This is a genomic window from Alkalicoccus halolimnae (genome assembly GCF_008014775.2).
Taxonomy (GTDB): domain Bacteria; phylum Bacillota; class Bacilli; order Bacillales; family Salisediminibacteriaceae; genus Alkalicoccus; species Alkalicoccus halolimnae.
In genome coordinates this window covers 499,895-525,793 of the sequence record NZ_CP144914.1, presented here as the reverse complement: position 1 = coordinate 525,793, position 25,899 = coordinate 499,895, and the positions used below count along the sequence as shown (strand labels likewise).

Genomic DNA, 25,899 nt, shown 5'->3' with positions numbered 1-25,899 from the left:
GAAAGGAGGTAAAACCAATGAGCCTCTTACGTGAAGATAAACAGAAAACCTGGAAAAGACCCCCCGAAGAATTGATGATTCCGGAACGAATTGGTGCTTTTCGGGTAAATCCATTAAGCTTCAGCCGAAGTGTTCTTCGTAAAGCCAACAAAGAACAATGGCAGATAGATCGAGTGGTTTTTGATCTGGATGCCGGCGGAAATGGCGAAATTATTTATCGTATTCAAACTGAAGGGAAACTCTTCCATTTTATTCTGCTTTCGCATGAAATAATTGAAGAAGACCGCAATGACCGGGTTGTTTCCGAGAGGTGGGATATGACCTGTGCATTATGTGAAGGAGAAGTATCCCCTGAGAAGTTGATCCGACTGCGGAAAGAACTACCAAAGCAGGAATCAGGAAGAGGAGAAATGCAGGATATAGTCTGGTCCAGAGCGAATCGCAGTTCAAGAGTATTTGATGAAGTGGTGGATCTGCTTTCAAAAGGAAAACAGCCTCATGGAGAGCTGCTTATAAAAACCGGTTATTTAGTCAGAAGTACAGCGTTTTATGCCAACGGTAAATTTGGATTAGCTCCTTTTGATAAATTATCAGCTGCCCATCCTTTTGCCGGGGCTTTCCGGGCACAGATGTTTACAGCTTATCTTTTAAGGCAGGCTTCCTTTGACATTATTGAACATATAGCCAAATGTAAAAACGAATCAGCTGTTTCTCTCAGCCAAAAATGGAAGCGCTATCTTGGAGTTGGCAATGCAACAGGATTGGGGATGGTCCCGTTTTTAATGTACCATCCGAAGCTGATTCACCGCTGGATCGACACGCGCGAAGAAGCTGTTTCCCGAGTAAAGAATAAGGTGTTGAATACAGATCAATTAAGATCACTTGAAACATGGCTCGAACATTCTATAGCATATTTCCGCGAATACAACGTGGATGGAAAAGAAGCTTTTCATTCCCCTGAACAAATGACACACGATTGTCTGACAGCACTCAAGCGATTGCAGAATTGGAAAGTGAACACCACTTCCCGCCTTTCAAGATGGGGAGATTATATGGAAGCAGTCAAGCCCGAACTGACTTTTGAAGGAGAAGAATTTTTACATTCCCTTTTAATGGAAATAAACATTGACAGCCTGCTGGATCTTGAAAATCAAAGTGTTGTTAACGAAACGTATGACTTTGAACCAGAAATGAAAATCGGAGAACTCATTAAGATTATTGAAAGCGATTACAGATGGGCGTTTCAGTTTGATTTCACCCATCCGCAGGACTACTATTATTTCTGGTTCCGATCGAGAGAGAAAGAAGAACCGCGAATTGGCGTTGCAGGAAAAGATGCGGGGAGTGATAAAGCCCTCCGTCTGGACTACGCAAGGCAGATACAGCAGTTATACAGCCTGCTTACATGCCAGACAGCAGATGATATGGCAGCTACCTTTGTACTGGCTTATCCGCACTTTAAACCTATTATTAAACGGGTCCAGTCTTTAGTCGACTGGCCATATGGAGAAATTCAAGGTAACCTTCTTGGTAAAAATTTAATTCCGCTCTATCTTTTACGATGTAAACTCTCTTTGTTTGGAGCAGAACGATTTAGCCCTAAATCCAATGAATGGGTACGAGTAACTCTATTTCAGGGGGCCCCGACGATAGAAGAGCTGAACGATTCATTTTCTGAAGGTTGGATCTTACCTTTATTACCGAAACAGGAGGAATAGACAATGGCACTAGCTAATGAACCTTTTATTATAGACGGGCTCGAATTAAGCAACTGGGACCGGGATTTTCTTCTGGACCTGCATAAAGGCGGGGTAACATGCGTCCATGCCTGCTGCGGTCTTTGGGAGAACGCACGTGAAACATTAAGTAAAATTGGTGAGTGGAAGCGTTTCTTTGATGAGAATTCGGATCTTGTCATGCAGGTGCACACCGGCGGAGATATCCTTAAAGCAAAAACAAGCGGCCGTATAGGGGTCGTTCTTGGTACTCAAAATACGTCACTTATTGAAGATGAGCTTTCCCTGGTTCCCGTCTTTAATCAGTTAGGCATTAAAATTATGCAGCTGACATACAACAATCAGAATTTAGTTGGAAGCAGCTGCTACGAAGAAAGAGACAGCGGTCTTACCCGGTTTGGCAAAAATGTCATTGACGCCATGAATAAAGAAGGAGTGATCATCGATCTTTCCCATTGTGGAACACAGACTACTCTGGACGCCATCAACTATTCCAGCCGGCCTGTAGCGATTACTCATGCAAATCCGGATTGGATTTATCCTTCCGGGCGGAATAAGTCAAAGAAAGTACTCTCCGCTCTACGTGATAACGGAGGCATACTAGGCTTGTGTGCTTATCCCCACCTGATTAACGGTGAAGAAACAACATTAAGTGAATTCACTGATCTAATTAAGCAGACCGTCGACTTCATGGGAGTAGATAAAGTGGCTTTAGGAACGGATTTAACGTTGAACATGTCCGAAGATTTTCTTCATTGGATGAGAATGGGCAGATGGACACATGAAATAAATTATGGTGCGGGTTCGGCTTCTCAACCGAGCTGGCCCTCTTGGCCGTCCTGGTTTCAGACTCCTTCTGATTTCCCGAATATTAGAGAAGGGTTGTATGAAACAGGAATGGCAGAGAAAGACGTAAATGCGATCATGGGTAATAACTGGCTGCAATTTTTCACTGCAGGGTTTGAAGCAAACAAGGGGGGATAAATCATGTGGGTAACTTATCCTGAGCTCACTTCACATGTGAAGAAGGTGCTGGAAGCTTGTCTTGTTCCTTCAGGCTGTATCGACGATGGAGCAGAGCTTGTAGCCTGGGGGGAAGCCATGGGGCTGGGCGGACTCAAAGATTTATATGCACATCTGCCCAGACTCGAACAATCTGAGTATCCGAGCATTTATATTCAAAGAAATACGTGTATTGATGGAAACAGGAACAGCGGTCTTATTATCTCAAGATTAATCTTTGACGAAATTTTATGTAAGCAGCCTTCGATTCAGGGAGAACCGATCGCTTTAACGAGATGCCTTCCTGCTTTATCTATGATGGAAAACGTCAGACGGGCTGCTAAAAGAGGATGTCAGGCAGAAATTTATATTCCGGCTGACTATCCGAATGTTCATGTAATGACCGCTTTAAACGAAGACGAAATCTTTGCTTTTACTTTAAAGCTTTCTGAAGTAAATCAACTTCTGTTTGAGAAAGGAATATCCTGCCTTTTTAACATTTCAAAAAATAATCAGGAAACGAAAAGTAGAATTAAGGTGCTTAACAACAAGACCTCTGCTTATTTTTTAACTTCCAAGGATATCAAAATCAAAGAAGCCAGATTGAAAAATAAAGGTGTCTATGTCGATAAGTGGTTATGGAAGGTACTTGATGAAAAAGGAAAACAAGCACTCGTATAAAAAGGGAGGAGAAATGAACATGTCTGTCATTCAAACACAGGAAATACTTAATCAATTTATTAACGGGGAATGGATCTCTCCAGAAAGTGCCCCGGATGCCGTGATCAACCCTGCTACAAAAGAGGTTATTTCTTATACAGGACAAGGAAGTGATGAAGACGTCGGGTATGCGATCGACTCCGCTCATGAAGCTTCTCTCAGCTGGAAGAAAACGGCTCCTCCGCAGCGGGGTGCTTATTTGGAAAAAGCAGCGTCTATACTTTTAGAACGAAAGCAGGAGTTTGCTATTTCCATTGTAAGAGAAATGGGCAAAACGTATGCAGAAGCTATGAAAGAAGTGGAGTTCTCAGCAGGAATTTTGAATTTTTATGGTGGAGAAGGCAGAAGATTAACAGGCAAAATCATCGCCTCTGATATGCCTAACATTCAAATTGAAACAAAACCAGAACCTCTAGGGGTTATTCTGGCCGTCACACCATGGAATTTCCCGCTTTCGATTCCATGCTGGAAGTCAGCACCAGCTCTTGTGAGCGGCAATACTGTTCTATTAAAAACATCTTCAGAGACTCCTGTCACTGCGACAAAATTAATGGAAGTGTTTGAGGAAGCAGGTATCCCGGGAGGAGTGATCAACCATCTGATTATTCCAGGAAACAAAGTATCATCCATTATTGAGAGCGACAAAGTCAACGCTGTTTCCTTCACAGGATCCAACCAGGTAGGGGCAAAAATTCATGAAGCAGCGGGCAGACAGATGAAGCGGGTTCACCTCGAGATGGGCGGAAAGAATCCACTGCTCGTCATGGAAGATGCTAATCTGGATGAGGCTGTCGACCTCGCTGTTAAAGGAGGATTTGGCCAGGCTGGTCAAGCCTGCACGGCGACTGGACGGGTCATTGTCCATGAAAAGGTGAAGAAAGAATTTCTGCGAAAATTAATTGAAGAAACAGAAAAAATCTCGGTCGGTAACGGGCTCGAAGACGGTGTGACCATGGGGCCGCAGGTCAATCAGCAGGAATTAGACTCTACGTTCGACCTGATAAAAAGTGCTGAAAAAGAAGGTGCTAAAATAGTAACCGGCGGGAAAGCACTGACAGAAGGAGATTATGCAGACGGGTTTTACGTCTCCCCTACTGTAATTGATCAAGTCAACCATCAGATGAGAATTGCTCAAGAAGAAGTATTCGGTCCGGTCATTGCTGTTTTCGAAGCCTCCTCAATTGATGAAGCAATTCAATTGGCCAATGCCACAGATTATGGATTGACAGCCTCCATCTGCACTAAAAATATTGACTATATGACTCAGGCCTTTAACGATATTGAAGCAGGACTTGTAAAAGCAAATATGCCTACTACGGGAACGTTTTTCCAAGCTCCGTTTGGAGGGTATAAATCTTCAGGTCTTGGCACGTTTAAAGAACTTGGAAGAGAAGCGCTTGATTTCTATAACCAGTATAAAACCCGTTATATTAAGACGGATTAATTGAAAATCTCCCTGTGTTAAAATAGAAAACAATCAAACGGCAGGGAGAGGATTAGAATGAGCGGAAATACAACAACGTCTTCAACTGTGTTAAAAGCAATTCAACTTTTAAATTATTTAAATGAATCACAAGGTCCCAAGGGCGTTAATGATATTAGTAACGCCCTTGGTTTTTCTACTACGATCGTTCATCGTTTATTATCAACTCTTAAAATGGAAAATATGGTTTTTCAGGACCCCCAGACGAAAAAATATTCGTTAGGAACACTCTTTTTAGATTATGCCAATAAAATTTTAACCGATCTGCCTGTTGCCTCTGTTATTGAACCTGTACTGGAGGAATTAAGAGAAATAACAGGCGAAACAGTAGGATTTTATGTTCCTAAAGGACCGGTCAGAATATGCGCTATAGAAATTGAGAGTAAACAGGAAATACGCCGATCTGTTGGCATAGGCAAACGTCTCCCTCTTTACAAAGGAGCAACCGGCCGCGCCATTCTGGCTTTTATGTCGAAAGGTAGAAAAGAACAGATAATTAAAAATCTCCCGGAAAATGAAAGAGAAGAAGTAGAGTGGCGTCTTTCGTTGACGAAGCAAACTGGCTACGCATTAAACGAAGAGGAAATTAATAAAAATGTTGCTGCTTTGTCAGCTCCTGTTTTTGATCGGCAGCAGAGAGTGATTGGGGCAGTTTCTATATCAGGACCGATGTTTCGATGGAATAAAGACACGATGACTGCTCATATTCCAAAGCTGCTTGAAGTCACGAAGCAGATTACAAAGGATATGTAGCGATGAAAAAAAGTGACAATTAAGACAGGAAAGAAGGTATATAATGCTTAAAAAAACTCCCGCATTAGGAGAAAATGACTGGCCTGTCGTCATCATAAGCGGAGGAATTCTTTTAGTTTTTGTATTCTTTTCAATTCTGAACGCTGAAGGTGTTAGTCATTTTGTGAATGTGACATTCGGATGGGCCGTTACGTATTTTGGAGCTTTTTGGCAGATGCTTTTATTAGGTACCTTTCTAGTTGCTCTTTATTTAGCTTTTTCAAAGTATGGAAAAGTAAAACTGGGAGAAATGGAGAGACCGGAATTCAGTAACTTTAAATGGATTTCCATTATCATGTGTACACTGTTAGCCGGTGGCGGGGTTTTCTGGGCAGCAGCGGAGCCAATATATCATTTTATGGAGCTTCCGCCGATTTTTTCAGGAATAGAGAGCGGATCACCAGAAGCAGCTTCCCCTGCTTTAGCACAAAGCTTTTTGCACTGGGGATTTCTTGCCTGGGCCATCCTGGGTACACTAAGTACAATTGTTTTAATGTATGCTCATTACCAAAAAGGCATGCCGCTGAAACCACGATCCCTTCTTTATCCGATTTTCGGAGAAAAGATTGCCAGAAACAGCCCGCTGGGAACAACTGTCGATGTTTGTTCCGTTGTTGCTGTAGCAGCTGGTACAATTGGACCAATTGGATTCTTGGGACTACAGGCCGGCTACGGATTTGAAACATTACTGGGAATTCCTAATGAATTTCCAATTCAGCTGGCCATTGTGATTGGTTTGGTGGTTATCGCCTCGATTTCCGCTGTAACTGGAATACACCGCGGAATACAAATTCTAAGCCGGTATAATGTTTGGTTTACGATCGGTCTTATTATATTTATTCTACTTATCGGACCTGGTGGATTTATTATTAATTCATTTATTTCTTCCTTCGGTTTTTACGTTCAAGATTTTGCAAGAATGACTACCTTTCGAGGAGATGGCGAATGGCTCGGGTTATGGACCGTCTTTTTCTGGGGCTGGTTTTTGGGGTATGGACCGATGATGGCTATTTTTATCACAAGAATCTCTCGTGGAAGAACCATTAGACAATTAATACTGGCTATTGCAATAATCGCCCCGCTTGTAACAAATTTTTGGTTTACAATTGTCGGCGGGTCCGGTATTTTTTACGAAATAAATAATCCAGGCTCTGTTTCTAATGCTCTTTTTGAATCGGGGCTGCCTGCCTCCATGATTGCAATCGTCCAACAGCTGCCTCTGGGTACATTCATTGCTTTCTGTTTTTTAATTGTTACAATTCTGTTTGTAGTAACGACTACGGATTCAATGTCCTATACCATTTCTCTAGTGGTAAGCGGGAACAATGACCCCCACCCTTACGTTCGAGTGTTCTGGGCCGTCACGATGGGTGCAGTCGCTGCCAGTCTTCTTTTTATCGGTGAAGGAAGCGTAAATGCAATTCAATCTTTTATTGTAGTTACCGCTGTTCCTGTATCATTAATTTTACTTCCCACACTTTGGCTTGCCCCGCAGACAGCTAAAAAAATGGCCATTCAACAAGGGGTTATAACAATTGCAGAAAAGAAACAAATATCAAAAGAGGCGGAAGTTCTCAGGCAGACTAAATAAATATTAAATGCTGCTCCATTTTTGCTCTTTTCATTAGGCTGCTTTGAAAATAAAATAAGCGTGCGCCTTCGTTTCCATGGGAGGCGCAGGGCCGGTCTAAGTTAATTCCGTCCTCCCTTTTGCCGAACGGAATGGATTTTCGTCTCGTTCTTGATCGCCTCGGATCCGCCTCATGTACCCTGCAGCTGCCTGTCCTATTTTTTGTTCTTCCTGCAAGTTTGGTCTGCTGTTAAAAAGGCTAACACCCTTTTTCTTCGATAGTGAAGACTGCTTTCGAGGCCATACATTCTGTCTTTATAAATATTAAGTTCAATTATATGAAAGATAATTAATTAGAACAGTTTTTTACAAAGCACACCTCTCCACCAATAATAGTTGCCGGCCTTTGTTGACATAAAAAACAGAGGCCATAACAGTGTTGCTGGTGAAGAGGACTTTTTTTCTGCCAATTAGTTGTTCCTTTTTCCTCAGAACCTGTATTGAAATACAATTCTAGGTTTGTACTTCACATCCTTAGAACCAATTCGTTTGAAGGAAGCCAAAACACTGGAAGCACAACTTGATATCCTTCAACCAAAAGAGTGGAAAATAGAAAACCGGCAAGCAGGTTTATCGACATCACATAGAATCAATTATTACCGCTTCCCTTTTCCTATATTGATGTATCAATCTACCGCAGTCCCTTTCTCTTTTCGGCACTAAAGACACCGGCCTCCCCGTCGATTCGTACAGCGCTATTGAATACTTCCGCCTGCATCAATATAGCGGGCGTTCATTTCCTGAACAAACTGATTCGCAATGGCTTCATCATGAATAAAGAGCATGTTCTCGTCATTCACGCTGTTCCCGTTATTACTCCAGTTCGTTGCTCCCATAATGACTGTTGGATCACTCGCTGTATCCGCATCAATCACCATCGTTTTGCTGTGAAGCTTCCGGCTTTCGTTGTCTTTATACACCGGCGCAGCATTAGCCCAGCGGATATTTGGATTGTTTTCGCTCTCCTGTGAGGCTTCCTCACCGCGCATTTCGATACTTGCAGACCACCACTGGTTCCAGAAGCTGGAGTCGTACACTCCTTTAACATCAAACCCGGTCTGTTCTCCGACATTATCCTCGTAGGAGTTTTCCCATTTGTACTTCAATTCATCCACCAGTGCCTGATCACTCCAGGCAAAAATGGTAAACAGAGCACTGTGATCTGCCTCTTCCTTTACATACTGCGTCATTTCCCCGACCGCATTATCCGAGGGAGAAAAATAACTCTGGACTTCCACACCGTCTACATCAATCTGGTGCACGGTATTGTCCTCTTTGCGTGTGTTAAAGTTTGACGCCTCTGGGTCCGGCGTCATACCGGCACCTCCCCACATCTCATTAAATTCTGTTGTATATACCTCAGCAAGTTCCGGCCAGCGGATTTCCACCACATGCTGCTGGTTTCCCTCCAGAACACCGTTTTCCATATTTTCTTCCGTACCGTATAAACCGGTAACAGTAAAATTCCAGCTGCCGGTAAATACCCACTCCTCGTCGACGACAGCAAATTTGTTATGCATCTGGGTTCCGACACTGTAATAGGAATCTTCCGCTTTTGCTTCGCCTTCCACAAACATGCGCCCCGTTTCTTCCCCATTACCAACATCAACGGTCACTTCTCCTATATCAGTGACTGCCGGCAAGTCATATTCTGACCTGAGGGAACTGTCTTCTACTGCAAACATCGGTGATTCGGAAAATACGTGAACATCGTCATCCGTCCCAATTTCTCCATCTTCTCCGCGAACGAGCTGCTCCAGCAGCAGCCGCATCGTCTGATAACGTTCTTCATAATGAGGATCTTCTGCATCCTTGGCATCCGCAACCACCCGGACATCAATCCCGTCCGCAGCTCGCGACTGAAGCGTATCGATAATTCCCGGCAGATTGATTTCATATGCCTGCAGGTCGATCGACGTCTCTGCTTCATTCAGCCGTTTGATCAGCCGCTCTTCCAGATTTACATTGTAATTAGCTTCATTCTCATCCGCTGCAAAAGACGTATCTGCACACTTGTTGAAATAGACGTTGATGGCGCCCAGTTCCTCCGATACCTGATTGACTGTTTCGGTCGTGTCCGTGCAGTTGACCTGCTCTGCATCTTCTGCCGGACTTACAGTGTTCTCACTACCAGGCGTTCCCGTCCCTCCGGTATATTCCGCTTCTGCATCCTTCCAGTTGTCCCGATCAGTCCCCGGCTTTTGTGCATCCACACGAGCCATCGCAGCTTTCGACGAATTATCTCCGGCGTGCCAGTCATCCACTTCATCCTGAAGCTCCCCTGTGCTTGAACGCAGTTCTATGTATTCTCCGTCATTGCCGAGATTCCCGGTGTAAATCAGATCGGCTTCTTTCTCCGGAACGGAATCATCATCGGTTCGCTCGAGCAGATAATACCCTCCTGCTTCAATGCTCCCTTCCAGTTCAACAGCAGGCGTTCCATCCTGCGATTCAAGCGTCCATCCATCCAGCGATACAGCTTCTGTCCCTGGATTGTAAAGCTCCATCCACTCATTCGTGTAACTTTCGGTCGTTCCCATCCAGGCGATTTCATTTACGACGACCGGGGACTCTGCGGCAAGCGTTTCGCTTTCAGGCAATCCGGGGATCATAACTGCGGCAGCCAGAACAGCCAGCACCGCTTTTCTCCATATACTTGTTCCCATGTTTCGCACACCCTTTCAAAAAAATAATGTCTGACAGAATTTCTCAATCTCCTGCCAGCAGAGTCCCTCTATTGGCCCTATTCATAAAGGAACAAAAGTTCGTGGAATTTCTCTGAAGTGAACTAATTTTCAATAATGAATTCAGAAAATTCCAACTGAATAAAATAGTACGGGGCATACAGGGTATTGTCAATTGCCGTCGAAAATTAGTTCTTTCTTTTTGTCAGCCGGTGTATTTCTTTCGCAACGACTTCTGTATTCCCGACCCGCGAATAATAGATAATCAACCTCTCGTTCTTTATTTCATATACAGCGTTGCTTTTAGGAAATGGAATGGCGTTAACCCATATCCTGCTTTTATAATTGTGACTGCTAAATCATCTCAAGAACGCTCTTTTTAAAAATCTTATTCCCTCCCTTCCCGCTTTCTTGCTTTTTTCACCATTATTCTTCTTTCCTTTTTCACATTATAAGGGGCTGCCCCGTCGATGATATCGACGGGGCAGCCCCTTAATTGATAGTAATAGATTCTATATTAGCTTTCCAATCTTCAAGCTGCTCTTGCCAGGCCTCCCCTGTTAATCTTGCTGCTTCGGCCGGCGGGTCAACTGGCCCCACCTTTCACACCATACATTTCAGCTGCTTGATTAGGTGCCCTGCTTGTCTTTTCCTTCTTGGTACTGCCATTTATCGGCCCGTCGGTTGGGTAACCTTTATTTGTATAGACGTTGGGAAAAAACCAAATTAAATAAGTTTTTTATGTACATTTCCTCCGGGAGCTGCGATGGCCTTTTCAGTCTGCAATTGGCGTAAGAAAAAGGGGAAGGTTTTATTTTCTGATCCGGATTTAATATTTATACAGTCATGACGGCTATCTGTTGACTCTTATATAACTGCAGAATATCAGGTTGAAGATCTTCTGTAATTAAATACGACAGCACGTTCGCTGGTGAAACAATATGGTTGGAGAATGTGTTTAATTTATCAGCCGTTACCATGCTTAATACTTCATTTGATACTGCAGCCATCTTTCGTTTCACTGCTGCTTCAGCAAGATTCGGCAGACTAATGCCAATGTTGGCATCAATTTTATGAATACCCATGATATATAAATCTGCCCGCATGTTATTCAATGATTCCACCGTTTCAATCCCCAGATTGACCATGGATTCTTTAAACAATGATCCCCCGATCATGATTACTTCCACATCATTGTGATTCGACAAATCCATGGCGATCGGCGGGCTGTTTGTAATGACTGTCCCCTTATAAGTTCTCGGAAGTTGATTAACAAAATTTAAATTGGTCGTTCCCCCATCTATTAACAGCACCATATTATCTTTAACTAATTCCATAGCTTTATTAGCTAAACGCATTTTAATATCACTTTTGACATTCTGCCGTGTATAGAAGTCCACTACAGGCGGACCGACCCTCAATGCCCCACTGTGCACCCGCTTTATCAGTTCTTTACGATCGAGCTCTTTTAAATCCCTCCGGATCGTATCCTCCGAAACAGAGAGCCTCTGACTAAGATCACTGGCTATCACTTTTTGTTCTTCATTTAATATTTTTAATATTTTTTGCTGCCGTTCCTGTTTCAACACGAGCTTTCACCCTTTGTATTTATTTTACTATTCCATTCTTATTGTACCGCAAAAACGTAAAAACATGCAATATTATCAGACAACACGCACAAACAAGCAAATAAAAAGCATAAAAAAAGCAAAAAAAGTGTTTACTTTTTGTTGTAAACGTTTTATTATCTATTTAACAGCACAAACAAGCAATAACATGCATAAATATATGCAAAAAATGGGTTAATTTTCATTTTCACTTAATTAAATTTCTAATATGTGGAATATTTCATCTTATGTGGAACCTATACTGCACTCTGTAAACATTCTACAAGTACGCATTTTAAATATATTTTTCATTATAGGACTCCCATTGATGCAGCATCCATAAGCAGTGACGCAAATCGACATTTATTTTCTAAAACAAGCAAAAGGAGGCATTAACATGCAAAAAACGAATGTCACGATCGCCCCATCGATTATGAGTTCGGATTTACTCAATTTAGAGAGAAGTGTGAGGGATATTGAAAAAGAAGGTATCGATACATTGCATATCGACATCATCGACGGTTCATTCAGTCCAAGCATGCCATTAGGTATCGACACGGTGAAGCAGCTGCGAAAAATAACGAATATCGATTTCGATGTCCACCTCATGGGAAATGATAATGAATTTTTAATTCAGGAAATGATTAATATTGGCGTTGAACAAATATCATTTCATTTGGAAACAAGTATCCATGTGGATCGTTACGTGAACTTAATCCGTAACAGCGGGGCAAAAGTTGGCGTTGCATTAACGCCCTCCACCCCCCTTACATCTCTGGAGTACATCCTCCCCCAGTGCGATACTGTTTTATTAATGCTGATCAATCCTGGTTTTGCAACCGACAAAAACGAAAAACAAATACCTTATGCCGTTCAGAAAATCAGCGATCTGAAGAAGCTCATCGAGGAAAAAGGACTAAATACAAGAATTGAGGTCGATGGCAGAGTGTCTTTGGAGTCGATTCCGGACCTAGTGGGAGCAGGCGCCGATATCCTTGTTGCAGGAAGCACGAGTTTGTTCATTAAAGGAAGGAGTCTGGGAGAAAATAAAATAATTATGGAAGAGAAAATTTCCGAGGGACTTTCGAAAAGGGAGGCATTAAAATAATGAATTACAGTGAGGTACAAAAAGAGATCAGAGCAGAAATCTTCAATACTCTGGAGCAAATCGATGATGAGAGTGTAGAGAAATTGTTAGCTGAAATTAAGCAGGCGGACAAAGTATTTTTCGTGGGGGTTGGAAGGGTACTGCTTTCATTACAATCAGTGGCTAAACGACTCGCTCACCTTGGGATTAAAACTTATGTGGTCGGTCAAATTACAGAACCCGCCATTACCGATAAAGATCTATTGATCGTCGGCTCTGGCAGCGGGGAATCGGCATTTCCATTAATTATTGCCAAAAAAGCCAAACAGTTTAATGCAAGAGTGGCTCATATCGGAGCGAATCCGGATTGTTCCATGAAGCAATACTCCGATCATTTTGTTCGTATCCCCGTCGCTACGAAGTTTAACTTACCGAATCAGACACCATCCGTACAACCGATGACAAGTCTGTTTGAACAGACTTTGCTGCTTTTGGGAGATTCAATGGCACTCATGCTGGTTCGTGAACAAGACATTGATATGCACAGTTTATGGGAGCATCACGCGAATCTGGAGTAGTCAGTCGTATTGTAAGACTATCAAATCCCCTCTATTTAATAAGGGTAGTGAAAAGGAGCAGATTCGATGCAGGCACTACATTTTGGGGCAGGAAATATTGGCAAAGGCTTTATCGGTTACCTGCTCAACAAAACCGGTTACGAAGTATGTTTTGTTGATGTGAATCAGCATGCCATTGACCGTTTCAACCGCAGCAACCGGTATTATGTTGAAATACTCGACGATCATCATACCATTGAAGAGGTTTCACCCGTTACCGCATTGAACAGTTTAACGCAGGAAAAAGAGGTCATGGACAAAATCGAACAGGCAGACATCATCACAACTTCTGTCGGGATCGACAATCTTCCCAGAATTGCCGATGTTATTTCCAAAGGGCTGTTGAAGCGGCTCAAGTGGAATCAGAAGAAGCTCGATATCATTGCCAATGAAAATGCCATCAATGCTTCATCAACCTTAAAAGCAGAAATCGGAAAGCTCGTATCATTCAAAGAGATGCAGGATATTCTGGCATGTACCGGATTTCCAAACGCTTCGGTTGACCGCCTGGCTCTTACTAAAGAGGCAGAAGAGGAGGAAACAGCTTTAGTCGAACCTATCTTCGAATGGGTTATCAATCATACGGAAATAAAAAATCATGAACTGCCATCCATTCAAGGGGCAGCCTACGTTGATGACCTGAAGCCCTTCATCGAAAGAAAGCTCTATTCTGTGAACATGGCTCATGCAGCCACCGCCTATATTGCGAACCTTTTTAATGAATCAACCATTCAAAGCGCTTTGGATAAGCCCGAAATTGAACAATTTATTAAAAGCACGATGAATGAAACAGCCCAGTACTTCATTACAAAATTTGATGTCAGGCGGGAAGACATGGATGCCTATATCAATAAAACCTTAAAGCGGTTCAAAAACAAAAATATCAGTGATGATATATCCAGGGTAGGAAGAGCTCCCATTCGAAAACTGGGTCACGACGAGCGTTTGGTCAAACCGGCTCGAGAACTGCACAGTCTCGGATTACCGATCACTCATTTGGCCTATGCCATTGCTGCGGGATACCACTTTGATAACCCTGAAGATGAGGAAGCCGTCACTTTGCAGAACTTCATTAGGGAAAAAGGGATTGAGGCAGCGATTATTCAATTTTCCAGGATCGAGGATCACAGTATGAAAGCAGTCATTATCGATCATTACCATGATTTAAAGGATCATAAAAACAACGAGACGTCTCCCGTATTACCGTCATAAAGAAAGGGGCTTGAAAGTCATGTTAAGCGAATATTTAGAAGAAACGATCCAGCTGAAGAATTCCGTTTCGTCATGGGAAGAATCCATCCGTACTGCTGCTGAACCCTTATTAAACCAAGGGAAAATCAACGATAGTTATGTACAGGATATGATTAGCAACGTTCATGAATTCGGTTCTTATATCGTCATTATACCAGGTGTGGCGATGCCGCATGCTCAAAACAAAGGAGGCGTAAATCAGAACGGTCTATCACTGCTGAAATTAGAAGAACCCGTTATGTACCCGGAGGAAAAGCCGGTGACCGTTATCATCGCGCTGGCTGCTACAGACAGTGACGGACACCTGGATTTAATCGCAGATCTGGCCGCCATATTAGGAGATAATGATATTAAAAACAGTTTGGAGAAGGCATCAAGCAAGGATGAAATTATCAGGGTGATCAAAAGCATTGAATAGTTCAAAAATGGATGTTTTCCGGAACGAAGCAATCGAAACGTTGTCTTTGTATTCTATTTAAAAGAAAGAGGTGGAAAATGCCATGAATGATCAAATTGGCATGGAAGAAACCAATGCACCAAAGTCTTCAGTACGTGCGAAGATTCAAGCTATGGGCGGCTTTTTGACCAATATGGTAATCCCGAACATTGGTGCATTTATTGCATGGGGTATTCTGACAGCTTTATTTATTGAGACTGGCTGGATGCCGAACGAAGATTTAGCAGCAATGGTTGACCCAACGATCACGTACCTCCTGCCCCTCCTTCTTGCTTATACCGGCGGCCGGCTGGTTGGCGGACAACGCGGTGCGGTTATGGGTTCCATTGGTGCGATGGGATTAATCATCGGTGCCGATATCCCCATGTTCCTTGGGGCAATGATCGTCGGACCGCTGGGCGGCTTGATTATCAAACAATTTGACCGGCTCATTGAAGACAAAGTACGTGCCGGGTTTGAAATGCTTGTAAACAATTTCTCCCTCGGCATTATCGGTTTCTTCCTGATGATTCTCTCCTACACAATCATCGGACCGGTTATTGAAAGCGCAAACAACGGTTTGACTGTTGCGATTGAAGCATTGGTAGAGACAGGTTATTTACCACTTTTGTCATTATTAAATGAACCGGCAAAAGTATTGTTCCTAAATAACGTGATTGACCAGGGGATCTATTATCCACTCGGCTTTCAGCAGAGTGCGGATCTGGGTCAATCCATTTACTTCACCGTAGCATCGAACCCTGGACCTGGCTTGGGACTCCTGCTGGCATTTACTTTCTTTGGCACCAAAACAGCACGACGAACTGCACCTGGTGCCATTATCATTCATTTCTTTGGCGGTATCCATGAACTGTACTTCCCGTATGTACTGATGAGACCATTGACCCTCCTTGGTATGATCGCAGGGGCAATGTCCGGTATCGCAACATTCCAGTTCTTTGATGCAGGCCTTGTTGCCGGACCAAGTCCAGGTTCTATCTTCGCTTATCTTGGACTGACCCCTCCCGGGAATTTCGTAGGTATCATATCAGGTGTTGTCATCGCGACAATTGTCTCGTTCGTTGTCACTTCTTTGATATTGAAATTCACAAAAGGACCTGAAGATCAGGAAAAGGATAACTTAACGGAGTCCATGAAAAAATCCAAAGCTATGAAGGCCGAAGGAAAACAGGCTTTTGCCCCTTCTGAAGAAAAAGACGTAAAAACAGTCAATAAAATTTCTTTTGCCTGCGATGCCGGTGCGGGAAGCAGCGCATTAGGAGCAACAACATTCAGGAAAAAACTCAAAAAAGAAAACATTAATGATATTGAAGTGAAGCACTTCAGAATTGAAGATGTGCCGACAGATTCAGATATTATCGTTGTTCACAAAAATTTGCTGGATAGAGCGAGACTGACATTCGAAGATAAGGAAATCATTACGATCGAGAACTATATCGGCGATCCTAAACTGGACGATCTCATTGAAAAATTGAAAGAAAAATAATTCACACGCCTTTGGAAGAAACGTCGGAACAAACGATAAAAGGGAATATGTATGACCCCTTTTATCGTTTGTTCTATCAAAGTAAATAAGGAAAACATAAACTCCTGTCGTGGTACGAAGATAATTCATAAGGTGGAGTGGTAAAATGCAGACCGAATTAAATAGAAAAATCGATCAGCTGTCCATCAATACAATTCGCACCCTGTCCATCGATGCCGTAGAAAAAGCAAATTCCGGTCATCCCGGCCTTCCCATGGGGGCGGCTCCGATGGCTTATCTGCTCTGGACAAAGCATATGAATCATCATCCGGCGAATCCCGGCTGGTTCAACAGGGACCGGTTTATCCTGTCTGCCGGGCATGGTTCGATGCTGCTTTACAGCCTGCTGCATCTTTCCGGATACGCCTTGACGAAAGATGACCTGAAACAGTTCCGCCAATGGGGCAGTAAAACCCCCGGTCATCCGGAATACGGGCATACTCCAGGTGTGGAAGCAACGACTGGCCCGCTCGGACAAGGCATCGCCATGGCCGTCGGAATGGCAATGGCAGAACGCCACCTGGCAGCAACCTTCAATAAACCGGATTTCAATCTCGTTGATCACTACACTTACAGTATTTGCGGTGACGGGGATTTAATGGAAGGCGTTGCTTCTGAAGCCGCCTCTTTGGCAGGTCATCTGAAGCTCGGTCGTCTTATTGTTTTATATGACTCAAACGACATCTCCCTTGACGGTGATCTGGACCGGTCTTTTTCCGAAAATGTGGCCGGCCGTTTTGAATCTTACGGCTGGCAGGTCATTCGGGTGGAAGACGGGAACGATCTCACTGACATCGATATGGCCATTGAACAGGCCAAAAGTAATCACCAGCAGCCAACAATGATTGAAGTGAAAACAACGATAGGCTTCGGATCACCAAACCGCTCAGGATCTTCTGCTGCACATGGGGCTCCCCTGGGAGAAGAAGAAGTCAAACTGACAAAGGCCGCCTATGACTGGCCTTTTGAAGAGGATTTCTTCGTGCCAGCAGAAGTCTACGAACACTTTGAGTCAGAAGTTATGGAAGCAGGAAAGAAAAAAGAAGTCCAGTGGCAGCAAATGGTTTCCAGCTATCAGGAGAAATACCCTGATTCAGCCAAACAGTTTACCGATGCCATCAACAACACCCTGCCTGAAAAATGGGCGGATCAACTGCCATCCTATGATACAGGCACAAATCCAGCATCGAGGGCCTCTTCAGGGGAAGCCATCAATGCCATCGCGAAAGCGGTGCCGCATTTTTTCGGAGGTTCTGCAGATTTGGCAGGATCCAACAAAACAACAATTCAAAATGCTGGAGACTTCACCTCTTCCGACTATGCCGGTCGTAACATCTGGTTTGGTGTCCGGGAGTTTGCTATGGGGGCCGCATTAAACGGTATGACCCTTCATGGCGGCATAAAAGCATTCGCAGGTACATTCTTTGTTTTCTCTGATTATCTCCGCCCGGCCATTAGACTGGCGGCCCTGATGAACTTACCTGTGACCTATGTATTTACCCACGACAGTGTTGCAGTTGGTGAAGACGGGCCGACGCATCAACCTGTCGAGCAGCTGGCGGCCATAAGAGCTATGCCGAACGTGAATGTCATTCGTCCTGCAGATGGAAATGAAACGGCGGCAGCCTGGCAGGTGGCCATGACATCCACAGCGACACCTACTGCCTTGATTCTGTCACGACAGAATCTCCAAACTATCCCCGGATCCAAAGAGAAAGCAAGGGAAGGCGTAAAAAAAGGCGCCTACGTGGTATCCGCGCCAGTTTTAGAAGAACCGATGGCTCTCCTGTTAGCCACGGGGTCAGAAGTACAGTTGGCTGTGGAGGCCCAAAATGAATTGGCCAAAGAAAACATTCCGGTCTCTGTTATCAGCTTTCCTTCATGGAATTTGTTCGAAGCGCAATCGCACGAGTATAAAGAATCTGTCCTCCCTTCTCATGTAAAAGCACGATTGGCCATTGAAATGGGCTCCTCCCTTGGCTGGGAAAGGTATACTGGTGAGCTGGGAGACTTGCTTACCATTAACAGATTCGGTGCCTCAGGGGCCATGAACGAAGTGCTGCATGAGTACGGATTTAACAAGGATCATGTCGTATCCAAAGTGAAGAAGTTAATCCAGCCCTGAAATAAACGGGTGCTTTTATGGTGAAATAAAGAAGGAAAACAAAATCGGGAATCCTCCCGAGGTTATCGGCGGGCATGAAAACAACGAGCAAGTGGCCGCTGACGCTGGTCTGACTGGAAGATTCCAGCCCTGTTCCGTCTGCACTAACCCGATTCACAAAATATAACGGCCTCCGCCCTCTCATCCGGATCACGTATTCAAAACCAACACCCTCCCTGTTTCAACGTTCTTCGTTTGCAGGGAGGGTGTTTTAATTTCACATGTATAATCAAGTTATGTGAGCTGCAGGTGAAGACATTGGTGAATTAACCAAAGACTGATTACAATCCCCTTGGGCATCAAAGAAACAATGAGGAACTTTCGAGTCGATTGTATTATCGCTGTCGGCCACCTCTTAGTTTTCACACCCTGCTACAGAACAAATACAAAACTTAATAAACCTGCTCAATTCGATCTGTAGTTTTTTCGCTAAATAGCTTTTTATTTTAGATTGTTTATTTTTCACCTGTAAATTCCTATACATCAAAGGAGAGAAATTCCAGAAAAACCCGCACGAAAGGCGGCAGCCTTTTTTAAAACGAAGTGTTATGCAGCGAAAGCTGATTTTATTCAAAAAAGTAATAAAAAAATCATTAAAGGGCTCTCCCGCCGATAGTATCGACAGGAGAGCCCCTTTTTCGTGTATGGTTATTTATCTTCCGTTTCCGAACGTACGACCAGCACGTCACATGCGGCGTGCCGGGTAATATGCTGCGATACACTTCCTATGAGAAATTTTTCCACAGCGTTTAAACCGGCAGCTCCGGTTACAATTAAATTTACGTGATACTTTTTAGCCACATCTTTTGCAATTTTCACTTTCGGGGAACCGTAGTCGAGAATCTCCTTAACGTCTGTGACTCCTTCCTTTTCAGCAAGTTCCTTATACTCCTTCAACATGTTGATGGCTTTCTCGTCAACTTCGGGAAAAACAGCCTGGCTGCCGGGCCCTGGAGCCGCAGTTGTAAGCGTCTCGATGATGTGAGCTAAAAGCAGCTTTGCCCCGTGGTCTTTTGCCAATACCATGGCTTTTCGCAACGCTCGTTTCGATTCGTCCGATCCGTCCACCGCAACAAGAATCGTGTTATAACGAACTGTCATACGAATCTCCTCCTCGGAAGTGCAGATTACGTTTCAAATAGTAGTTTAAAATACCTTACACTATCCATTACCTCATGTTTTACTTTTGGAAACCACATAGAGGCAGCTCAACAATTTACAATTCTAAAAAGAGAAAACAGATATCATCCGTCATATCGAAAAATCTGCTTTTTTATCCCACACGGTCTGCATTTTTCCTTTCTATGAAAAAATCACAGCGCTTCTCACGGCCTTTCTTCAAGCAGTGCAGATAATAAGTTCAGTTTACCATCATGAAAAGGCTTTTCCGCCGACAGTATAGACGGGAAAGCCCCTTTTTTCGTCTATTATGATTCATCTCCTATTTCTGTGCGTACGCTCAGCACGCCGCAGGCCGCGTACCGGGTAATATGCTGCGCTGCACTTCCTATGAAAAATTGTTCTGCGAGTTTGATTTAATAATGGTATCTACAGGCGATAATACTAATTTGCTGCTCATCCACGGTATACACCAGCCGATGTTCGATATCAATACGACGACTGTAAAAACCAGCTAAATTCCCTTTTAATTTCTCTGGTTTCCCAATACCGTCTGCCGCACCATCCCGTTCAATGCTTTTTATCAGTTGATTAATCCGTTTGAGCATTTTTATGTCTTTAGTCTGCCAATACTGATAATCCTGAAACGCATTATGGGTAAACAAGACACTCAACTTACTCATCGATATCCACAGTTGTGGTTTCATCCTGCTTTAATTGATTGATGGAGTCCGATAGATGCCTGGCGTTACTAGGATTGTTTAAAAGATAGATGGTTTCAAGATATTGATTGTATTCGTCTTCTGAAATAAGGACAGCGTTTCGTTCTCTGGTCGTGATAGTAACAGCTTCGTGGTCGTCGTTAACTTTATCGATTAATTCTTTAAAGTTTTTTCGCGCATTAGAATAATTCATGACGGTCATCATTATCACCCCTTTTTATAATTGTACAATTAATTGTACAATTTGTCGATCGGCATTCCTCCAATAAAATCATAAGGTTCATTTTTGAGAAAAACAAAAATGGAGATATAATTTTATATGACGAAACAAATGATAGGGAATCGATGTTAGCTTCTACCAATGAAATGAAAAATGGCAGCTTAATTATTATAGATCCTTTTGATATAGAACGCGCATTTAGAAATTAAGCAATCGTTAATCATTTATCACAAACTTATTAAAAGAGGCTGGGACAAAACAGTCTCTAACAAGTTAAAAAAGGGGGCTGTCCCATAAGTTGATATCATCGACGGGACAGCCCCGGGGAATTCCCTTTCTTTTTACAACAAAATCGTTTATAAAAGCATACTCCTCTAAATATTTATAGACCCTTCCAAATAAGAGACCGCTTCGCCGGAGATCTGTACCGTTTCTCCGGAATCCGTACAAAACAGCTTTCCGCCTCTTTCTGATAACTGCAGGGCGGTAAATTCATTTTCGTTTAACTTTTCTTTCCAATAAGGAACTAACGTACAATGAGCAGAGCCGGTTACCGGGTCTTCCTCTATTCCTGCCTTCGGAGCAAATATACTATATTCAATCCTGCCGTTTTGAGTTGAAAAGCCGCGCATCGGTGAAGGGGATGGTTCGCTGCTTACTACATTCACCCCCTCTATTGCGTTCAAAGGAGGCACCTCTCTTTCTAAATGCTACAATGTCATTAAGCGGGTTTCCGAAGACTTCGATCTAACTGTTGAGTTAGAAGAACTCAGCGAAAATTACCCAGAGAGCAAAGAAACAATTAAAAGAAAATATGATCTGGACGGAAGTTTAACGAATACAAAACTGCCTATGAAAAAATTACAGGGAATGCACTAATGAGTCCGCACGTTCCCGTGGAAACGAATATGCCGTTTCAGCCTTTTCCCTTTGAACAACGATTCGTCAGCAATTACTTGATGCAGTTTGTTCTGGGAGCTCCGGGGAGGAAGCGGACAAGCAGCTCTTTTTATAAACCTATGAAATAGACCCTCACGTAAAAGAGGAAGACCCGCTATCCCATATAGAAAATAACTATTGTAATTTCAATTGAGCACGATTAAAAATTTTTTGAATAACCCATTTTAACGTCCTTTCCTTTACCTGCGTTTATATTCCATCCTCCTCAGTAATGCACAAAAAAGCCATCCTCAAGAAGCTGTGATTGACCTCATAAAGGATAGCTGAATTTCACTGAAAGAGCCTGCCTGCCGCCCTTATCATTCTTCTGAAGATGACTGCTCCTCTGCAAAAAGTTAAGAAGCCCGGTCTTCGGGTGAAGATAAATTAATCGTCTCTTATATTCAGTAAGAAAATAGGCTTTCAGCAGATTGGCTGTAATCAACAGGTTACAATATTAGGAGCCATGAAAAAGAGAGGTGTATTATGAAGTTTAATGAATATTCCATAGGCCAGCTGTTTGAAACGGAGTCTCTTAAATTAACTAAAGAGGATATTATGAGATTTGCAGGTGAATTTGACCCTTTATATATGCATGTAAACGAAGAAAAAGCAGCCGAGGGCAGATTCAACGGCATCATTGCTTCCGGCATACATACGATGAGTGTTTCCTATAAACTCTGGATTGCACTGGATATCTTTGCGGAGGACGTCATCGCAGGACTGGGTATGAATAATATTGCATTTATAAAACCGGTCTACCCTGGTGATGAACTGCGAACCGTCGTTGAGGTAATAGATAAAAAAGAGAAAAATAAAGAGGCAGGAGCCATTACGTTACTGTTATCCACCTATAATCATAAAGATGAAAAAGTATTTGCAGGTGAACTGTCGGTGCTCGTTAAGCAGTAAGGAGTTTTTCAGAAATCTGTGTTAAGGCATTCTGGTGTTAATAAATGTAGAAAACTCCGCTTCAACTCGGCAGGCTTGCCGTGGAGGAGATCTCCAGCTTCCTCGGGCCTGCGCCCTGCGGGATCTTCCGACCTCCTTCTTCCACAGGCGTCCGCCGGTTTCCGCTTCGTTTTTCTTCACGGAAAGAAAAGCACTTCTACTTTTCATAAACTATATTTTCCATACCGTAAAATCGGTGTCATGGCAGAGAAGCAGGCATTCCGAAAACAATTCGGAGCTTTAACGAAATCTTTCAGAAAGAGAAATTATCTACCTAATAACTCCAGCTGCGAACCTCGTTCCGTACATTCGTATATTCATGCTTGCAGAACAGGAATGCCGGCATTTCCTTATTCGGAAATGCTCAAGCTGTAAAAGAATAAGACTCCATTTTAAAAAGTTAGTTATCAGCCTGTCTCTGCATAATATTCTCTATACGGTTCCGACCTTTTTCCGCAGTCTGGATTATTTCGTCAAACAACTCCTGGACTGTCGGTACCGATTCAATGAGACCAATAACCTGGCCGGCCCATCCATAACCTTCTTCTTCCTTACCATCGTAGATATATGTACGGTTTGCCTTTCCGCTGATTACATCCTTCAGGTCTTCGTAGGCTGCTCCTTCCTGTTCCCGTTCGATAATATTTAGTGCAAATTCATTTTTGATCACTCTTCCGGGTGCCCCTAATGTTCTCTTAATCACTACAGTATCCGTTTCTTTCGCATGAACGATCGCCTGCTTATATTTCTCATTCGCGTCAACACACTCCCGGGTCGCAATAAAGCGGGTGCCCATTTCAATTCCTTCTGCTCCGAGTGCCAAAGCTGCCAGCAACCCCCGGCCATCGCCAATCCCGCCGCTTGCCAATACAGGAATCGACACGGAATCAACCACACGGGGAGTCAGAACCATCGTGCCGATATCTTCCCGGCCTAAATGTCCGCCGCCTTCCTGTCCGACGACCATGACAGCATCTGCCCCGAGCTTTTCTGCTTTCTGTGCCTGCCTGACACCCGCCGTGAGGACGAGCGTGCGGATGTCTTCTCCTTTTATCCGCTCGAATACAGGCTGCGGGTTCCCTCCCGTTAAGGAGACAGCCGGCACCTTTTCTTGAATGGCCACTTCAAGCAGTTCCTGATACTTCCCCCCGTTATCGTGCTTGGCAATCGCAAAGTTCACACCAAACGGCTTGTCGGTGAGCGTACGTACTTTACGAATTTCCTCCCGCAGTTTTTCCGGTGTCCCGAGCGTTGCCGCAGTAATCTGCCCGAGTCCCCCGGCATTCGATACCGCCGCTGCCAGTTCAGCATAAGCAAGGTAAGCAAGTCCCCCCTGCACAATGGGATAATCAATTCCAAAAATCTCCGTTACTCGTGTTTTCATCGTTAATTGACTCCTTTGCTGAAAGATTTTCTGTCCGGTACCAACTCTGTTTCTTTATAAGTATAACCATGCTCTTCAAGCGGCTGGATACACTTCTGCCCGTCTCCAAAACACTATACTTCTAACACAATATCTAAAATCAACTTTGCCCTCAGGTTTTCCACTGCCGTACTACCAATATAATGAGCAGCTTTTATCTGCTTTCCAATTTCATTTTCGATTTTTTCTTCCAGGAGGAGCTCCTTTCCCACGCTTTCGTCCACGGAACGTAAAAAAACTTTTTCTTTTGGCAGCCCGAGCATGTGAGCACCTCGCTATTTACGTTTGTAGAATATAAATATTGTAGAAAATATCGGTAAAAATTAGGTGTGCGTCAGCTGGTATGAACCGTGCAGAAGAAGAATAGATTTTTATCGCATTCTGTACGATTGGCCGGACATGATAATGGAATCCTTAGAATCACTGTTTGAAACGTATATTCAGCAATTTCATCTAATCAAAACCCCTCTACCAACTTCTCTCTCAATTCCTCAAGGCTTTCTTCGACCTTAGTCACGTCCACGAAAAATAAGCGGACTTTTGTTTCAACTCCCTTGTTACTATGGAAGGATTCAAAACTGACATCCGTCTCCTTCATATCTTCGTTTACGGGGTATAGTAACCAGATTTCCGGCGTGTTGTATTTCTTGGAGTATGCATACATTTGATACATGTCTGCCTGCGTAATTCCATAATTTTGGCGTGGTTGATCGATCAGTGATTTCCATTTTGTATCTAATACAATCGTGCTTTTATCGTCCCGTGTGATCACCAGATCCGGTCGCAGAGCAAATTGTCTTGGCTCGTTAAATAAATAATAGCCTCTGTCTTGGGTGGAAACATCCCATGGAAGATCAGCCAATGCTTTCTTCAAGTTCTGTGCGACATATGCTTCAAAGACTTTTTCCATTGGAAATAGGAGCGCTCGCGCCGATGTAGACCCGGAGAATGTTGTGAAGCTCAGATTCAATAGAAAAACCTTTGACCAATGCATCAGTTTTTCGTAATCTCTGGTGCTTCGATCAATCACAACGCGCGAGAAATCCTTTGTATAATTCAAAGAAGCATTGACCGTTTCAAAGTGATGAAGCTGCTGCCGGATTTCTTTAATATTGGTAGCACTGTTTGAGAGCTTCTGCAATTTTAACAGCGTTGATTTAATCAATCTGTTTTCTGGCCGATTGACATCAAATTCATCATATCTCACATAAAATCTTTCTTGATGAACAAGGTTTTTCTTGATCTGCTCTTGCACGTTTAGCTTGCCCTTATAATAATTTAAGTTATCTTCGACGGGTAAATAAGCAGAACGCAGCCCCTTTTTCGTGAGGTTACGGATCTCCTGCAAGTACATATTTATAAAAATTTCATATAAATTCATGCGGCCAATTTTTAAATCAGCGTCATTGAACACTTTATTAGGAAAGTCTTCCAAACTCCGAAGCATTCTTAAAAAAGTTTTCTTCGTACTCTCTATTTCACTGGTGGATACCTTCGGGAGAATTTGGACCTGGAACCCATTTTTCATTTGAATAAGTCCTACATAGTTTTTTGCTTGAATCACTTTGCCAACACGGCGACGGACCCCTATTTTCAAAAACTCCACAGCATCCGATTGTTTATTTTCATTGAAATCGAGTATAAAATTTTCAAGCTCCGCAAACGTTTCTTCGTTCAGATACTTTAATTGAGGATCGTTTTGATAATCCTCATTACAGGTTATGGATTCAAATTCACGAACTTCCAGCAGTTTGTCCATCAATTCACCAC

23 protein-coding genes are annotated in these 25,899 nt (G+C 43.2%); 14 read left to right on the top strand and 9 right to left on the bottom strand.

What is annotated here, in order from left to right:
• Positions 1-17: 17 nt before the first annotated feature.
• From FTX54_RS02340 to FTX54_RS02315, 6 genes are read left to right on the top strand one after another with little or no spacing between them, the layout of a single operon-like run.
• Entirely contained in the window at positions 18-1,718 is a 1,701-nt protein-coding gene (locus FTX54_RS02340; RefSeq protein WP_147803905.1) for a hypothetical protein, read from the top strand.
• Between the two features lie 3 nt (positions 1,719-1,721).
• Positions 1,722-2,720 carry a membrane dipeptidase gene (locus tag FTX54_RS02335; RefSeq protein ID WP_147803904.1) on the top strand — a complete coding sequence of 333 codons (999 nt, stop codon included), beginning with the start codon at positions 1,722-1,724 and terminating at the stop codon, positions 2,718-2,720.
• A 3-nt stretch (positions 2,721-2,723) separates the two neighbouring features.
• Positions 2,724-3,419 carry a DUF3726 domain-containing protein gene (locus tag FTX54_RS02330; protein ID WP_147803903.1) on the top strand — a complete coding sequence of 232 codons (696 nt, stop codon included), beginning with the start codon at positions 2,724-2,726 and terminating at the stop codon, positions 3,417-3,419.
• Positions 3,420-3,438: 19 nt separating this feature from the next.
• Positions 3,439-4,902, top strand: a complete 1,464-nt coding sequence (locus tag FTX54_RS02325) for an aldehyde dehydrogenase family protein (RefSeq protein ID WP_147803902.1) — start codon at positions 3,439-3,441, stop codon at positions 4,900-4,902.
• Between the two features lie 57 nt (positions 4,903-4,959).
• On the top strand, positions 4,960-5,694 hold the full coding sequence (locus FTX54_RS02320; protein ID WP_147803901.1) for an IclR family transcriptional regulator: 735 nt from the start codon (positions 4,960-4,962) through the stop codon (positions 5,692-5,694).
• A 43-nt stretch (positions 5,695-5,737) separates the two neighbouring features.
• Positions 5,738-7,324 (top strand): BCCT family transporter, encoded by a 1,587-nt coding sequence (locus FTX54_RS02315; RefSeq protein ID WP_147803900.1) that lies wholly within the window; start codon positions 5,738-5,740, stop codon positions 7,322-7,324.
• Positions 7,325-8,058: 734 nt separating this feature from the next.
• On the opposite strand, the gene FTX54_RS02310 is transcribed toward FTX54_RS02315, so the two are convergent.
• Positions 8,059-10,029: a phospholipase D-like domain-containing protein gene (locus FTX54_RS02310; protein WP_147803899.1), complete on the bottom strand. Its 1,971-nt coding sequence runs from the start codon at positions 10,027-10,029 to the stop codon at positions 8,059-8,061.
• Positions 10,030-10,883: 854 nt separating this feature from the next.
• The gene (locus FTX54_RS02305; protein ID WP_147803898.1) at positions 10,884-11,636 is read right to left on the bottom strand and encodes a DeoR/GlpR family DNA-binding transcription regulator; all 753 of its coding nucleotides are present in this window, start codon (positions 11,634-11,636) and stop codon (positions 10,884-10,886) included.
• 415 nt (positions 11,637-12,051) lie between these two features.
• Between FTX54_RS02305 and FTX54_RS02300 the strand changes: the two genes are divergently transcribed.
• From FTX54_RS02300 to tkt, 6 genes are all read left to right on the top strand, one after another.
• Positions 12,052-12,762: a ribulose-phosphate 3-epimerase gene (locus tag FTX54_RS02300; RefSeq protein ID WP_147803897.1), complete on the top strand. Its 711-nt coding sequence runs from the start codon at positions 12,052-12,054 to the stop codon at positions 12,760-12,762.
• Entirely contained in the window at positions 12,762-13,319 is a 558-nt protein-coding gene (gene hxlB, locus FTX54_RS02295; RefSeq protein ID WP_147803896.1) for a 6-phospho-3-hexuloisomerase, read from the top strand. Before FTX54_RS02300 ends, hxlB begins: the two co-directional genes overlap by 1 nt.
• A 66-nt stretch (positions 13,320-13,385) precedes the next feature.
• Positions 13,386-14,570 (top strand): mannitol-1-phosphate 5-dehydrogenase, encoded by a 1,185-nt coding sequence (locus tag FTX54_RS02290; RefSeq protein WP_147803895.1) that lies wholly within the window; start codon positions 13,386-13,388, stop codon positions 14,568-14,570.
• 19 nt (positions 14,571-14,589) lie between these two features.
• The gene (locus FTX54_RS02285) at positions 14,590-15,027 is read left to right on the top strand and encodes a PTS sugar transporter subunit IIA (protein ID WP_147803894.1); all 438 of its coding nucleotides are present in this window, start codon (positions 14,590-14,592) and stop codon (positions 15,025-15,027) included.
• An 82-nt stretch (positions 15,028-15,109) separates the two neighbouring features.
• Positions 15,110-16,552: a PTS mannitol transporter subunit IICB gene (locus FTX54_RS02280; protein ID WP_422387413.1), complete on the top strand. Its 1,443-nt coding sequence runs from the start codon at positions 15,110-15,112 to the stop codon at positions 16,550-16,552.
• Between the two features lie 145 nt (positions 16,553-16,697).
• Positions 16,698-18,716 carry a transketolase gene (tkt, locus tag FTX54_RS02275; protein ID WP_147803893.1) on the top strand — a complete coding sequence of 673 codons (2,019 nt, stop codon included), beginning with the start codon at positions 16,698-16,700 and terminating at the stop codon, positions 18,714-18,716.
• Between the two features lie 687 nt (positions 18,717-19,403).
• Here tkt and FTX54_RS02270 read toward each other — a convergent pair.
• The 4 genes from FTX54_RS02270 to FTX54_RS02255 all read right to left on the bottom strand — a co-directional run bounded on the left by FTX54_RS02270 (position 19,404) and on the right by FTX54_RS02255 (position 21,502).
• Complete coding sequence (locus tag FTX54_RS02270) at positions 19,404-19,856, bottom strand: universal stress protein (protein ID WP_147803892.1); 453 nt, start codon at positions 19,854-19,856, stop codon at positions 19,404-19,406.
• A 434-nt stretch (positions 19,857-20,290) separates the two neighbouring features.
• On the bottom strand, positions 20,291-20,557 hold the full coding sequence (locus tag FTX54_RS02265; RefSeq protein ID WP_147803980.1) for a Txe/YoeB family addiction module toxin: 267 nt from the start codon (positions 20,555-20,557) through the stop codon (positions 20,291-20,293).
• Positions 20,550-20,798: a type II toxin-antitoxin system Phd/YefM family antitoxin gene (locus tag FTX54_RS02260; RefSeq protein WP_147803979.1), complete on the bottom strand. Its 249-nt coding sequence runs from the start codon at positions 20,796-20,798 to the stop codon at positions 20,550-20,552. The genes FTX54_RS02265 and FTX54_RS02260 overlap by 8 nt, the downstream gene beginning before the upstream one ends.
• 392 nt (positions 20,799-21,190) lie before the next feature.
• Complete coding sequence (locus FTX54_RS02255; protein ID WP_246125635.1) at positions 21,191-21,502, bottom strand: PhzF family phenazine biosynthesis protein; 312 nt, start codon at positions 21,500-21,502, stop codon at positions 21,191-21,193.
• On the opposite strand from FTX54_RS02255, the gene FTX54_RS16795 reads away from it, so the two are divergent.
• Positions 21,447-21,695, top strand: coding sequence for a nucleotidyl transferase AbiEii/AbiGii toxin family protein (locus FTX54_RS16795; RefSeq protein ID WP_147803978.1), 249 nt, complete (start codon positions 21,447-21,449; stop codon positions 21,693-21,695). The genes FTX54_RS02255 and FTX54_RS16795 overlap by 56 nt on opposite strands.
• A gap of 546 nt (positions 21,696-22,241) precedes the next feature.
• Complete coding sequence (locus FTX54_RS02250; protein ID WP_147803891.1) at positions 22,242-22,667, top strand: MaoC/PaaZ C-terminal domain-containing protein; 426 nt, start codon at positions 22,242-22,244, stop codon at positions 22,665-22,667.
• A gap of 439 nt (positions 22,668-23,106) precedes the next feature.
• Here FTX54_RS02250 and FTX54_RS02245 read toward each other — a convergent pair whose 3' ends face one another.
• The 3 genes from FTX54_RS02245 to FTX54_RS02240 all read right to left on the bottom strand — a co-directional run bounded on the left by FTX54_RS02245 (position 23,107) and on the right by FTX54_RS02240 (position 25,888).
• Positions 23,107-24,117, bottom strand: coding sequence for an NAD(P)H-dependent flavin oxidoreductase (locus tag FTX54_RS02245; RefSeq protein WP_281285240.1), 1,011 nt, complete (start codon positions 24,115-24,117; stop codon positions 23,107-23,109).
• Positions 24,118-24,203: 86 nt separating this feature from the next.
• Complete coding sequence (locus FTX54_RS16790) at positions 24,204-24,392, bottom strand: GrpB family protein (RefSeq protein WP_147803889.1); 189 nt, start codon at positions 24,390-24,392, stop codon at positions 24,204-24,206.
• A gap of 194 nt (positions 24,393-24,586) precedes the next feature.
• A complete protein-coding gene (locus tag FTX54_RS02240; RefSeq protein WP_147803888.1) occupies positions 24,587-25,888 on the bottom strand; it encodes an McrC family protein in 1,302 nt (433 codons plus the stop codon).
• Positions 25,889-25,899 lie beyond the last annotated feature (11 nt).